This is a genomic window from Pseudomonas sp. BBP2017, assembly GCF_003024385.1.
In the GTDB taxonomy this organism is placed as follows: domain Bacteria; phylum Pseudomonadota; class Gammaproteobacteria; order Pseudomonadales; family Pseudomonadaceae; genus Aquipseudomonas.
In genome coordinates, this window is sequence record NZ_PVZN01000015.1 from 1 (window position 1) to 12127 (window position 12127).

Genomic DNA, 12127 nt, shown 5'->3' on the forward strand with positions numbered 1-12127 from the left:
CAGAACGCGATGTCCAGGCGAACGCCTGGGCACGCTCAAATTTCAGCGCACGCTACCAAGGCAGCAAAGGATTTGATGCAGGAAGCATCCCAAGCAATCGTGGGAATTTTCGTTTTCTCGCACGATCGGTGACCAGCGACGAGTGAGCTTGCCCCGCGAAGAGGCCTATACCGCCCTCGGCGCTCCCTCAATTGTTGCTAGCAGGTTTGCGCGGTTTTGCTGGATAAATCGATAATTTGTGACGCGCTTGGCAGTGCGCAAATTTTACTATCAGACAAATCTGAAAATTCTGCTGAACGTGCCGACACTCAAGGCAATTACTTTTTCCTGAGGAGTGTCAGCATGAGTGGCAAGTTGCAGGTAGCCAGTGTGGTCATGCTTCTCAGCCTTTGTGCCGTGTGCCAGGCTGCAACCCCGATGGCTCAGGGGACGATCAGATTTACCGGGAGCATCGTTGAGTCATCCTGCAAGACATCGTTCCAGCCAATCGGTTGGCGAATGGACGACTGCCCCGCACTGGCTCGGAACACTGCTATCGATGTGCGTCGGATAGATCAACAGGCTTCAGTCAGTGCCCTGGATAGCACTTCAGTAAAGGTCAAGCTGGTGGCCGAGAATGTCCAGGGCCGTTATTACGATCAACACTATGCGCTGGTCGATCACGCAGGCAAACCGGTTACCAGCGGAAAATACCTGATTACCCTTACCTCGCCGTAACCTATCTGAAGCTTGACCCTACAGGTCTGGTGTCGTTTTCCTGATCGCCGTTGGCCAATAATCGAGTGAAGAGTGGTTCTTCTCTACTCGATTGATCTGGATGGTGTCCGCAGAATGCAGTGCTGCCATCTTTGCCTGGACGTGATATCCGCGTAGCAGGCCCTTTGGGAAGGTAGCAGTGAGATCTGTTAATATGCCCGGCTTCAACATCAGATCAGCGTATTGACTCATGCATGCTGGTCAAATCGAGCCCTTGCGCTCGACATCATTCATCACCCAAGCGGTGGTGCCGAAGTGATTACTGAAGCAGTGGGCATTCCCATTGTTCCAGACCATTCATATTGAAAAAGGCACGGGGCGTCCTCTGGCGCCGGTTGCTTTACAGACTGAGCAGGGCGCTTTACCGGCCTTGCACTTTATTTGGGAACAGACAATGACAGCCGTGATCAACGCACTGAATACCTTTTTCTGGGGGTATGTCCTGATCTATGGCCTGCTGGCTGCAGGTATCTACTTCACTGTCCGCTTGGGCTTTATCCAGTTTCGCCATTTGCCCGAGTTCTTCCGCTCGGTGCTGCGTGCACCGGCGAACGATCCAGGTGGCATCACGCCGTTTCAGGCGTTGTGCACCAGCCTGGCCTCGCGGGTCGGTACCGGAAACCTTGCTGGCGTGGCTGTGGCCATTACCCTCGGTGGGCCGGGCGCAGTGTTCTGGATGTGGGTGGTAGCCTCGCTGGGTATGGCGACGGCCTACGCGGAAAGCACCCTGGCGCAGCTGTACAAAGTCCGTAACAGCAACGGTGAGTATCGCGGTGGTCCAGCGTTCTATATCGCCAAGGGTTTGAATGCACCTTGGGCGGCAGCGATTTTTTCGGTCTGCCTGATTATCGCTTTTGGCTTGGTATTCGGTGCCGTGCAGGCCAACTCCATTGCCGATGCAACGCTAGGCGCCTTTGGTGTGCCCAAGCTGACCACGGGTGTGGTGGTGGCCGTGCTGGCCGGGCTGGTGATTTTCGGCGGCATCAAGAAAATCGCGCGCATTGCCGAATGGGTCGTACCGTTCATGGCCGGTGCTTACCTGCTGGTGGCGGTCTATGTGATCGTGACCAATCTGGATGAAGTACCGGGCGTGCTGATGCTGATCGTCAAGAGCGCCTTCGGCATCGAGTCGGCGGTCGGCGGTGTGGCCGGGGCCTTGCTCAATGGCGTCAAGCGCGGTCTGTTCTCCAACGAAGCAGGTATGGGCTCGGCGCCGAACATTGCTGCGGTGGCGACCCCCAATCCTCACCATCCCTCTTCGCAAGGCTTTGTGCAGGCCCTGGGCGTGTTCATCGATACGTTGCTGATCTGTACCGCCACCGCCATCATGATCCTGCTGTCCGGTGTGGTGCCTGGCCCTGACATGACCGGTACCCCGCTGACCCAGGCGGCGATGAACGAGCACATCGGTTGGGCCGGGCAGTACTTCATTGCCATTGCGATCTTCTTCTTTGCCTTCACCTCAATCATCGGCAACTACACCTATGCCGAAAACGCCATGGTGTATCTGAAGCTGAACACCCGCCTGGGCTTGACCGTGCTGCGCACAGCGGCACTGTTGATGGTGGTCTGGGGCGCCTATGAAAGCGTTGCTACGGTGTTTGACGCCGCCGATGCGGCGATGGGCCTGATGGCGACCATCAACCTGATCGCGATCTGCTTGCTGTCCGGTGTGGTGGTCAAGCTGACCCGCGACTACTTCGCGCAGAAAGCTGTGGGCACGCCGGAATTCAACGCCAAGGATTATCCAGAGTTGGCGGGCAAGATCGATGCAGAGATCTGGGGGGCGGCAGCTAGCACCGAGCAACCGCTTGACGCGTTGAAGGAGCGGTAATACTTGTTATTGCAGGGCAAACCCGCCCCCCCACAGGTTTGACACTGCGGGAGCGGGTTGGCCCCGCGATGCGACTGTCCTGAAACAGCTCAATCGCAGGGCAAGCCCGCCCAAGGTGGTTTCTGGGCATTCCGCGGGGGCCTTACGGCTTCACGTGGGCGACGATTTCGTCCTTGATCAACAGGCGTTTTTTTCGTAGTTGGGTGATCTGCTCATCGGAGGCACTGTTTGATTCTGCCTTGACCACTTCGGCATCGATGGCGTTGTACTTATCGTGCAGCTCGCTGAGTCGTGAGTCGGCTTTTTTCTTGGCGTCGAACGCGTCCTTGGTCATGTTCAGGTCTGCGAGTAGATCGTGCTTTACCGGCATTTCTTCACCTCTCCAGGGGTTTGGGGTGGAAGTCATGAACTATGAGGATAGTCGGGTTTGTCAGACTCCGTGGTTGAGGTAGTCTGATGCAACATATCTGAATCCAGGGCCCTGCAATGCCTCATCTCCATGTGGAATACAGTGAAAATCTGCCTGAACTGGACGTCGACCATCTGCTGTTGCGTCTGAACCATACGCTGGTCGGCAGCGGCCAGTTTGACGATGAACTGGACATCAAGAGCCGTGCCGTGGCCCTGGCCAGTTTCCGGGTGGGCACAGCCCTGCAGGAGCGCGCGTTCGCCCATATCAAGCTGGCGATTCTCAGCGGCCGGTCGCCAGAGGTGAAGCGGCAATTATCAGCAAGCCTGCTGGAGGTGCTCAAAGAAGCGATTCCGGGCACGCCAGGCGTTGACATCCAACTGTGCGTCGAAGTACTCGATATAGATCGTGACGCTTATTCAAAATTGCACTTGCCCGCTTAGTGGCTGAGCGTAATGAATGGGCAACGCGTTGAACCAGTGCAGCGAATAAAGCATCGTCAATGCCTATGTCAACACCCTGGTTCTCCGACAGCTATCGCCAGGATTTCGCCGTCGATACCGACTTTCTGAACAAGGCACGCAATGAGCCGTTGAGTCAGGACAACCTGTTTCACTCCATGTTCGGCCTGTTGCAGGTGCGCACCAGCGTCTACGATCAACAACTGGGTCTGTTTGCCAGTTGCCGACCGACGCTGTGGGAGCAACTGTCTTGTAGGAGCCGACGTTGCCGGCGATGGGGCGCGCTCAGCCAGATCGCATCGCGGGGCGAGCCCGCTCCCACAGAGCGGTTTCCCGGCAGTGGCCTGCGGCGTATATACTGCGCGCCATTGTTTGTGGGAGAGCCTTGTGGCCATCGAAATACACTGGATTTGCGACGACCGCAGCCTGGCTGAGCACTGCCTGCAATGGCGCCAGCTGCCCTTCGTGGCCGTCGACACCGAGTTCATGCGGGTTGATACCTTTTATCCGATTGCCGGGTTGATCCAGGTTGGCGACGGCGCGCGTGCCTACTTGATCGATCCCTTGCGGATCGGCAACTGGCAGCCGCTGGCCGAACTGCTCGACGACACCCAGGTGATCAAGGTTCTGCACGCCTGCAGCGAAGATCTTGAAGTGCTGTCACGTCTGACAGGCAGCCTGCCGACGCCGCTGTTCGATACCCAGTTGGCCGCAGGCTACCTGAACCTCGGTTTCTCCATGGGTTATTCGCGTCTGGTACAGGAGGTCCTCGGGATCGAGCTGCCCAAGGGCGAGACCCGTTCCGACTGGCTGCAACGCCCGCTGTCGGAGACCCAGGTCAGTTACGCCGCCGAAGATGCGGTACACCTGGCAGAGCTCTACGAGCGTCTGCGTCCGCAACTGTCCGACGAGAAACATGCCTGGGTGCTGGAAGATGGTGCCGAGCTGGTCTCCCAGCTGCGCCGGGAAACCGATCCCAACGAGCTGTACCGCGACGCCAAGCTGGCCTGGAAACTGTCCCGGGCGCAATTGGCGGTGCTGCGTGAATTGTGCGCCTGGCGCGAGCGTGAAGCCCGTGCCCGCGACCTGCCACGCAACCGTATCCTGCGCGAAAATGCCCTGTGGCCGATGGCCAAAACCCAGCCTGACTCGTTGTCGGCGCTGGCGAAGATCGAGGACATGCATCCGCGCACCATTCGTCAGGATGGTGAGTTTTTGCTCGACCTGATCAAGCAAGCGGCCAACGTGCCGCCATCGCAATGGCCACCGGCTGTTCCCGAGCCGCTACCGATCGAAGCCTCGGCGTTGCTCAAGCAACTGCGCACCATCGGCCAGGCCGAGGCCGAGCGCCTGAACATTGCCCCGGAGCTGATGTTGCGCAAGAAACTCCTCGAGTTGCTGCTCAAGAGCGGCTACCCCGCCGGACCTTATCAACTTCCCGATGCGTTGCGCGGCTGGCGCCGTGAGCGTATGGGGCAAGCGCTGCTCGACTGCCTGGCCAGCGCTGGAGAACCGCAATGAAACGCATCTGCTCGATCTACAAGAGCCCACGCAAGAACGAAATGTACCTTTACGTGCTCAAGGCTGATGGTCTGGAGCGCGTGCCAGAGGCCCTGCTGCCGTTTTTTGGCAAGCCGGTGCATGCCTTTGACCTGGTCCTCACCCCGGAGCGCCAGTTGGCCCGCGAAGATATCGCCAAGGTCCTGGAGAACCTCGAACAGCAGGGTTACTACCTGCAGATGCCACCGGCCGAGGACGAGTATATCGAGCACCTGCCCGAAGAACTGTTGCGTCGTAACGACCCGGTCTGAGCCCGGCCTGCCTGCTGTGATACCGCCAGGGCCCAAGGCCTGGCGGCCTTCGTTGTTTCTGCCAAGGTTGTAAAAAACATGCGTGTTTTGATCGCTGAACAGGATCATGCCCTCTACGCCCGCCTGCTGCGCGAGGCCGATCCGGACCTTGAGGTCCTGACCAGTGGCGATTCGGCCGAACTGGCCGATCAGGCTGCTCAATGTCCAGTGTGGCTGGGGCAACCGGACCTGCTGGCGACCTTGTTACGCCAGGGGCACCAGCCCCAATGGCTGCAGTCAACCTGGGCCGGGATCACTCCATTGCTGGCCGACGGTTTACAGCGCGACTATCGCCTCACCCGGGCGGTCGGCATCTTCGGCCAGGTCATGGCCGAGTATGTCCTGACCTACATGCTCGGTCATGAGCGGGAAGTGTTGGCGCGTCTGGTCAGCCAGGTCGAGCGCAAGTGGGACGACCGGCCCGGACGCAGCCTGGACGGCCGCCGGGTGTTGATCGTCGGCACCGGTGATATCGGCCAGCGCGTTGCCGAGTTTCTGCTGCCCTTTGGCGTCAAACTCTACGGTATCGCCAGCCAGGCCCGTGAGCAGGCGCCCTTTATCGAAGTGGCCGCGATGAGCGAACTGGGACGGCTGGTAGGGGAGGTCGACTATGTCGTCAACCTGTTGCCGGACACCCCGGCGACCCATGACCTTTACGATGCCGCGCTGTTTGCCCGCTTCAACCCCGAGGCGTTGTTCATCAACGCCGGGCGTGGCGTCGCGGTGGTTGACGGTGATCTGGTCGAGGCGCTGAAACTGGGGCATCTGGCGGGGGCAGTGATTGATGTCTGCCGTCAGGAACCTTTGCCGGCTCGTCACCCGTTCTGGACTGCCTGGGGTCTGCTGTTGACCGGTCACAGCTCGGCGCCGACCTCGCCGACGGCGATGGTACGTCTGTTTGTCGAGAATCTGCGGGCGTATCAGGCGGGTGAAGCGTTGCGTGGCGAAGTGGATTTCCAGCGCGGCTATTGAATCAGCGCCTGGCCGAAACCGGCCACGCCATGGGTGAGGCAGCCCTGACCAGCGGTCTGGCAATGGCGCAAGACTCGCCCTAGACTGGCGCGGCCGCATTTGCGGCGCCTCTTTTGAAACAGGACACCCGTTACATGATTGCCAGCGCCGATGCCTTCTGGAAGCGTAAAACCCTCGAACAGCTCGACCGTCAGGAATGGGAGTCGCTGTGTGACGGCTGTGGCCTGTGCTGCCTGCAAAAACTCGAAGACGAAGACGACAACAGCGTTTATTACACGCGTATCGCCTGCAAGCTGCTGGATCTCAAGACCTGTCAGTGCAGCGACTACCCCAACCGGCTCAAGCAGGTGCCCGATTGTATTCAGCTGACGCCGGGCAAGGCCGACCAGTTCAAATGGCTGCCGACCACCTGCGGTTATCGCCTGATCAGCGAAGGCAAGGACCTGCCGAGCTGGCACCACCTGGTGTGTGGTGATCGTCAGCAGGTGCACAAACAGCGTATTTCCCAGTCCGGGCGCATGTTGAGCGAGAACAGCGTGGATGAGGATAACTGGGAAGATTATCTGATTTTCCGCGCTGGCTGAGCCGTCGAAGCTTGCCGGTTATCGCGTCAGGGGGAGCAAGGAGTTTCTGTATGCGTGTGCGTTGCCATTGGCTGTTGGCCCTGGCTCTGTTGGCCAGTTCGCCGGCCTGGGCGAAGAAGGTCAATCTGGATTATCACGTCCGTTTTATTGCGCAAAGTGAACAGGCCGAGGTGCGTTTGACCCTGGCCGAAGGTGCGGCCGTGCGCAGCCTGGATTTCGACCTGGGCAAGGCGGGTGCCTATAGTGACTTCAAGGCTGATGGCCAGTGGCAACTGCAACGCGACGGCCTGCGCGGACGTTGGCAGCCAGCACCGGGCAAGAGCCAGCTGACTTACCGCGTGCGCCTGGCGCAGCGCCAGGGCAACGGTAGCTTTGAAACCCGGGTGACACCTGACTGGGCGCTGTTTCGCGGCGACGATCTGGTTCCCCCAGCGCGCCTGGATCAGCAAGATGGCACCGAGCTGGTGGCACGCCTGAGTTTTGAACTGCCCAGTGGCTGGAAGAGCGTCGAGACGCCCTGGCCACGTATCGGCAAGCAGCGTTTTCGCATCGACAACGTCTCGCGCCTGTTCGACCGTCCCACTGGCTGGATGATCGCCGGGACCATCGGCACCCGGCGTGCGCGTCTGGGCGAAACCGAAGTCAGCGTTGCCGCGCCTCAGGGCCAAGGCATGCGCCGGCTGGATAACCTGACCCTGTTGACCTTCGGCTGGCCGCAGCTGCAGGCGGTGTTCCCGCGCAATCCGCCGAAACTGCTGCTGGTCGGCGCCCGGGATCAGCTCTGGCGCGGCACGCGGGCCGCTCACAATTCGATTTACCTGCACAGTAGTCGGCCGCTGGTCAGCGAAAATGGCTCAAGCCCCTTGCTGCGCGAACTGGTGCATGTGTTTGCGCAGATCAATGATCGCCAGGCCAGCGACTGGATTGCTGAAAGCATCAATGAGTATTACGCCATTGAGCTGCTGCGCCGTGCTGGCGGTATCACCGAGGAGCGTTACCAGGCCCTGCAAACCGGACTTGAGCATCGTGGCGCCAAGGTCAGCAGCTTGCGCGGCGAGCAGGCTGACAGCGCAGTCACCGCACGCGGTGTCCTGCTGTTGCAGGCGCTGGACCGGGAAATCCGCCTGCACACCCACAACCAGCGTTCGCTGGACGATGTCACTCGCGCGCTGATGCGCCTGAACAGTGTCAGCACTCAAGAGTTTATCCAGCTCAGTGAAAGCGTGCTGGGCCGCGAATCCGAAGTGCTGTCGAGCAAGCTGCTGCGCTAGTCCGGGTTATTTGAATTTCGGCCCGGAGCGGGTATTGAGGCCCTTGGCCAGGCGGTCGTAAAGCACCACGTTGACGGTGGCGGCGAGGTTCATGCAACCCTGGGTCGGGATGTAGATGGTTTCTTCGCACCAGGCACGCACGCTCGGGTCGAGGGAGCCGTCTTCGGGGCCAAAGATGTAGATGGCGCGGTCCGGGTGGGTGTACTCGGGCAGCGGGCGGGCGCCGTCGACCAGTTCCACCGCCACGGGGGTGCAGCCCAGGGGGATGATCTTCTGCAGATCGTCGATGCCGATCAGCGGGATATCGTAGTGCACGCGCTTGGTGTCGGTGACGAAGTCGCGCGCGCGCTCATAACGTTTGCCGGTGTAGAACACCGAGTTGACGCCGTAGCAACCCGCCGCGCGCATCACTGAACCGACGTTCTCCGCTGACTTGGGGTTGAACAGACCAATGCAGCTGTACCGTTTGTTCGCCACGTGCCGGGGCCCTTCGCAAAAAGAACGCAATTATACGGGCTTGCCGGCCACAGTGGGGCAGGGGATTGCGATCAGTCCTTTTTCAGCAGACCGGCCAGCCCGGCGAACGGGTTGTGGGTCGCCTTGGCGATGCTCGGGGTGCTGGTCGAGCCTTCGCTGAAATATTGCTGATCGGTGTAACGGGAGTGCTCGTTGTCGTGGCAGTACAGGCACAGCAGCTCCCAGTTGGAGCCGTCCTGGGGGTTGTTGTCGTGGTTGTGGTCGCGGTGGTGCACAGTCAGCTCGCTCAGGCGCTTGCCGGAGAACTCCCGGGCGCAACGGCCACAAACGTGCGGGTACATTTTCAGGGCCTTGTCGCGATAGCCCATCTCCTTGTCGCGCTTGGCGTCGGCGAGGATGCGGTCGAGCCGTGCGGTGGCGGCGGCAGAGGATGACGAACTCATGGGATTACCTTTTCTCGGGCTTGTTACGGTTATACCTGAAGTTTAGCGTGCTGGCGGTCCGTTCGGACAGGCAAACCGCTAAGCTTGGGAGTAGGCTGTCAGAAGGTGTTTCAAGGAGTCTGCGCATGCGCTGTCTGACCATCGCCACCCTGTTCTTCGCCAGCCTGCAGACGGTGCTGGCCGCCGATCTGCAGCCGCGGCCAATTGCCCCGGTGCCGGGCGCGCCGGGGACCGCAACACCGACCCCTTATCCGCAGATCACCCCCAGCAGCGTACCGCGGGCCGGCGATGCGCGGCCGGGTTCGCCGTTGCTGCCCTCGATCAAAGTGCCCGTGCCGCCCAGGGACCAGCCTTTGCCCGGGTTGACGCCCGATGACAGCAAGGACAAGAACGCGGACTAGACCTGTGACAGGTGCCGGCCATCCTGCATGCGTAAGCGCCGGGAAAGCGCTACGGCCAGGGCGCGGATGATCTTGGCGGCAATTTTCGGCGCATCGTTGATCATCTTTTCCAGCGAATCCTTGCCCAGGCTCAGCAACTGGCAGTCACTGGCGGCTACGCAACTGGCCGAGCGCCGCTCACCGTCGAGCACCGCCATTTCACCGAAGGCCCGGCCCTTGCGCAGGGTGGCGATTTCCACCTGGCGCTGCTCGCTGTCGGTTTTGCGTACTGAGACCACGCCGTAGTGGATGATGCACATGAAGGTACCGGCATCGCCTTCGGCGAAGATTTCCTCGCCTGCGGTGAGGGTGGTGATGCTGAAAAAACCGGCGGCGTGCTGGAAGTCGCCGGGTTGCAGCTGGTCGAACAGGCCGCAGTCCATGAGCATGTCGCGGATTTCGTTGTTCAGGTGGGTTGGTTCGGGCATGTGCGGTCGTTTCTTGTTGATTTGTGGTGTCTGGTTTTGGGGGCGCGTCGCGCCCCATCGCCGGCAACGCCGGCTCCTACGAGGATTGGTTCTTCCGTAGGAGCCGGCGTTGCCGGCGAATCGATGGTTCAGACAACAAAAATTCCGATTTACACCAAACCCAGCACTTTAAAGACAAAAGCGTATTCCAGCGCCACATCCCGCAGCCCTTGATAGCGCCCGCTCATGCCACCGTGCCCGGCATCCATCTCGGTCTTGAGCAGCAACAGGTTGTCGTCGGTCTTGGTCACTCGCAGCCTGGCCACCCACTTGGCTGCTTCCCAGTACTGCACGCGACTGTCGTTGTAGCCGGCCACCACCAGCAGGGCCGGATAGGCCTGGGCTTTGACGTTTTCGTAAGGCGCGTATGCCTTGATCCGCGCATGCACCTCGGGTTCTTGCGGGTTGCCCCACTCGTCATACTCGGTGATGGTCAAGGGCAGTTCCGGGTCGAGCATGGTGTTCAGCACATCGACAAACGGCACCTCGGCGATCGCCGCCTTGAACAGCTCGGGGCGCTGGTTGAGCACCGCGCCGATCAGCAGGCCGCCGGCACTGCCGCCACTGATCGCCAGTTGTTCGGCGCGGGTAACTCCCTGGGCGATCAGGTGCTCGGCACAGGCGATGAAGTCGCTGAAGGTGTTGTGTTTGTGCTCCTGTTTGCCCGCCCGGTACCAGGCTTCGCCCAGTTCGCCACCGCCACGCACATGGGCAATGGCGAAGGCTACGCCGCGTTCGAGCAGGCTCAGGCGGGCATGCGAGAACCACGGGTCGAGGCTTTCGCCATAAGCGCCGTAGCCATACAGGTACAGCGGCACCGGCTTGCCCAGGTCGCTGCGGCGCTGAACCAGGCTGATCGGTACCTGGGTACCGTCGCTGGCGGTGGCCCAGAGGCGTTGGCTGACATAGGCATCGGGGTCGAAGGGGCCGAGTACCGGGGTTTCCTTGAGCACCTGTTGGGCGCCATCGGCCAGTTCCAGCTGGCGCACCTGGGCCGGGCGGTTCAGGGCCTGATAGCGCAGGCGGATGCGCGGGCTGGTAAATTCCAGGCTGTCCTGCACGTAGAGGCTGTAAGCCGCATCAGGCAGCTCCACCCGATAGGGTGCGAGTCCTTGCGGGTGTACTTCGATGATCGGCAGGCCGCCTTCGCGCAGGCTCAGGCTCAGGGCGCTGGCGTTCAGGCTCAGGCCTTCGAGCATCACCGAGTCACGGTGGGGCACCAGCAGTTGCCACTGTTCGCGGCTCGGCACCTGTTCACTGGCTGCCTGGTACAGGGCGAAGTTGATACCATCCTGGTTGGTACGGATGAACCAGCGCCACTGGCCGTCGAGCTGGCCGTGGTCGGGGAAGTATTCATGGCCTTCGACGCGAGGTGCCAGGCAGGTGAAATCGCCGTCAGGCTGTTCGGCGTCGAGCACCCAGGCTTCGCTGGTGGTCTTGCTGTTGAGCAGCAGGATCAGCTGGCGCTCGGAGCTGGAGCGGTAGCAATGCAGGAAAAAACGCCCGTCGCTTTCTTCGAAAATCGTTTGGCAGCCTTCGCGCCCAAGGCGATGGCGCAGCAGCTTGTGTGGGCGGTGGGTGTCGTCCAGTTCGGCGAAAAACAGCGTCTGGTTGTCGTTGGCCCAGGTCATGCTGCCGTCGCAATTGTCGAACGGCAGTTGCTCGATGGCGCCGCTGGTCAGGTCCTTGACGTACAGGGTGTAGATCTCATCGCCGCTGGTGTCGAGGCTGTAAGCCAGGCGCTGGTGGTCGGGGCTGATGTTGAAGGCGCCCAGGGACAGGAAACCACCGTTGGCCAACGGGTTGGGGTCCAGCAGCAGTTCTTCCTGGCTTTCGTCAACGCTATTGGAGTCATCAGCCGGGCGCGGGCAGCGGTAATGGCGTGGATATTCCTCACCCGCCGTGGTGCGGCTGTAGTAGAGGTAAGGGCCCCAGGGCGAGGGCACCGACAGATCGGTCTCTTGAATCCGGTCTTTGATCTCTTCGAACAGCTGTTCGCGCAATTGCGCCTGATCGGCCAGTTGCGCTTCCTGGTAGGCGTTTTCGTCGTTCAGATAAGCAATGACTTCAGGGCTGTCACGCTCCTGCAGCCAGGCATAGGGATCAGCGCCTTCGGCCTTGCGGGCAATCGGGGGGCGGGAAGCGGTGGCGTCTGCGGACATG

14 protein-coding genes and 1 pseudogene are annotated in these 12127 nt (G+C 60.7%); 10 read left to right on the forward strand and 5 right to left on the reverse strand.

The features are described 5' to 3' along the window. The first annotated feature begins 342 nt into the window (after positions 1-342). Both C6382_RS17590 and C6382_RS17600 read left to right on the forward strand, forming a co-directional pair. Positions 343-717: a hypothetical protein gene (locus C6382_RS17590; protein ID WP_107025644.1), complete on the forward strand. Its 375-nt coding sequence runs from the start codon at positions 343-345 to the stop codon at positions 715-717. Between the two features lie 433 nt (positions 718-1150). Beyond that, on the forward strand, positions 1151-2590 hold the full coding sequence (locus tag C6382_RS17600) for a sodium:alanine symporter family protein (RefSeq protein WP_107025646.1): 1440 nt from the start codon (positions 1151-1153) through the stop codon (positions 2588-2590). A 142-nt stretch (positions 2591-2732) separates the two neighbouring features. On the opposite strand, the gene C6382_RS17605 is transcribed toward C6382_RS17600, so the two are convergent. Continuing rightward, entirely contained in the window at positions 2733-2960 is a 228-nt protein-coding gene (locus C6382_RS17605) for a YdcH family protein (RefSeq protein WP_107025647.1), read from the reverse strand. Between the two features lie 116 nt (positions 2961-3076). Between C6382_RS17605 and C6382_RS17610 the strand changes: the two genes are divergently transcribed. The 7 genes and pseudogenes from C6382_RS17610 (at position 3077) to C6382_RS17635 (ending at position 8137) form a co-directional block, all read left to right on the forward strand. Continuing rightward, positions 3077-3442, forward strand: a complete 366-nt coding sequence (locus C6382_RS17610) for a 5-carboxymethyl-2-hydroxymuconate Delta-isomerase (protein ID WP_107025648.1) — start codon at positions 3077-3079, stop codon at positions 3440-3442. Between the two features lie 59 nt (positions 3443-3501). After that, a pseudogene (locus C6382_RS24405) lies at positions 3502-3696 on the forward strand (phosphoethanolamine transferase); the annotation flags it as partial. A gap of 151 nt (positions 3697-3847) precedes the next feature. Further along, positions 3848-4981, forward strand: a complete 1134-nt coding sequence (gene rnd, locus C6382_RS17615; protein ID WP_107025649.1) for a ribonuclease D — start codon at positions 3848-3850, stop codon at positions 4979-4981. After that, complete coding sequence (locus C6382_RS17620) at positions 4978-5271, forward strand: YcgL domain-containing protein (RefSeq protein WP_107025650.1); 294 nt, start codon at positions 4978-4980, stop codon at positions 5269-5271. Before rnd ends, C6382_RS17620 begins: the two co-directional genes overlap by 4 nt. A 78-nt stretch (positions 5272-5349) precedes the next feature. After that, a complete protein-coding gene (locus C6382_RS17625; RefSeq protein ID WP_107025651.1) occupies positions 5350-6282 on the forward strand; it encodes a D-2-hydroxyacid dehydrogenase in 933 nt (310 codons plus the stop codon). Positions 6283-6416: 134 nt separating this feature from the next. Further along, a complete protein-coding gene (locus C6382_RS17630) occupies positions 6417-6866 on the forward strand; it encodes a YcgN family cysteine cluster protein (protein WP_107025652.1) in 450 nt (149 codons plus the stop codon). Between the two features lie 56 nt (positions 6867-6922). Continuing rightward, the gene (locus tag C6382_RS17635) at positions 6923-8137 is read left to right on the forward strand and encodes a hypothetical protein (protein WP_107025765.1); all 1215 of its coding nucleotides are present in this window, start codon (positions 6923-6925) and stop codon (positions 8135-8137) included. A 6-nt stretch (positions 8138-8143) separates the two neighbouring features. Here the strand turns inward: C6382_RS17635 and C6382_RS17640 are convergent, their stop codons facing one another. Further along, positions 8144-8614 (reverse strand): RNA methyltransferase, encoded by a 471-nt coding sequence (locus C6382_RS17640; RefSeq protein WP_038613734.1) that lies wholly within the window; start codon positions 8612-8614, stop codon positions 8144-8146. 71 nt (positions 8615-8685) lie between these two features. Beyond that, positions 8686-9057 carry a YajD family HNH nuclease gene (locus tag C6382_RS17645; RefSeq protein ID WP_107025653.1) on the reverse strand — a complete coding sequence of 124 codons (372 nt, stop codon included), beginning with the start codon at positions 9055-9057 and terminating at the stop codon, positions 8686-8688. Between the two features lie 125 nt (positions 9058-9182). On the opposite strand from C6382_RS17645, the gene C6382_RS17650 reads away from it, so the two are divergent. After that, positions 9183-9458, forward strand: coding sequence for a hypothetical protein (locus C6382_RS17650; protein ID WP_107025654.1), 276 nt, complete (start codon positions 9183-9185; stop codon positions 9456-9458). On the opposite strand, the gene C6382_RS17655 is transcribed toward C6382_RS17650, so the two are convergent. Both C6382_RS17655 and C6382_RS17660 read right to left on the reverse strand, forming a co-directional pair. Further along, positions 9455-9925: a cyclic nucleotide-binding domain-containing protein gene (locus C6382_RS17655; RefSeq protein ID WP_107025655.1), complete on the reverse strand. Its 471-nt coding sequence runs from the start codon at positions 9923-9925 to the stop codon at positions 9455-9457. The two genes, C6382_RS17650 and C6382_RS17655, sit on opposite strands and share 4 nt — an antisense overlap. 149 nt (positions 9926-10074) lie before the next feature. After that, positions 10075-12126 (reverse strand): S9 family peptidase, encoded by a 2052-nt coding sequence (locus C6382_RS17660; protein ID WP_107025656.1) that lies wholly within the window; start codon positions 12124-12126, stop codon positions 10075-10077. Between the last annotated feature and the right edge of the window lies 1 nt (position 12127).

What these genes read in the sequence shown, in the direction of transcription:
- C6382_RS17590 (WP_107025644.1), top strand. Translation starts at nt 343, where the DNA reads ATGAGTGGCAAGTTGCAGGTAGCCAGTGTGGTCATGCTTCTCAGCCTT.
- C6382_RS17600 (WP_107025646.1), top strand. Translation starts at nt 1,151, where the DNA reads ATGACAGCCGTGATCAACGCACTGAATACCTTTTTCTGGGGGTATGTC.
- C6382_RS17605 (WP_107025647.1), bottom strand. Translation starts at nt 2,960, where the DNA reads ATGCCGGTAAAGCACGATCTACTCGCAGACCTGAACATGACCAAGGAC.
- C6382_RS17610 (WP_107025648.1), top strand. Translation starts at nt 3,077, where the DNA reads ATGCCTCATCTCCATGTGGAATACAGTGAAAATCTGCCTGAACTGGAC.
- C6382_RS17620 (WP_107025650.1), top strand. Translation starts at nt 4,978, where the DNA reads ATGAAACGCATCTGCTCGATCTACAAGAGCCCACGCAAGAACGAAATG.
- C6382_RS17625 (WP_107025651.1), top strand. Translation starts at nt 5,350, where the DNA reads ATGCGTGTTTTGATCGCTGAACAGGATCATGCCCTCTACGCCCGCCTG.
- C6382_RS17630 (WP_107025652.1), top strand. Translation starts at nt 6,417, where the DNA reads ATGATTGCCAGCGCCGATGCCTTCTGGAAGCGTAAAACCCTCGAACAG.
- C6382_RS17645 (WP_107025653.1), bottom strand. Translation starts at nt 9,057, where the DNA reads ATGAGTTCGTCATCCTCTGCCGCCGCCACCGCACGGCTCGACCGCATC.
- C6382_RS17650 (WP_107025654.1), top strand. Translation starts at nt 9,183, where the DNA reads ATGCGCTGTCTGACCATCGCCACCCTGTTCTTCGCCAGCCTGCAGACG.
- C6382_RS17655 (WP_107025655.1), bottom strand. Translation starts at nt 9,925, where the DNA reads ATGCCCGAACCAACCCACCTGAACAACGAAATCCGCGACATGCTCATG.
- C6382_RS17660 (WP_107025656.1), bottom strand. Translation starts at nt 12,126, where the DNA reads ATGTCCGCAGACGCCACCGCTTCCCGCCCCCCGATTGCCCGCAAGGCC.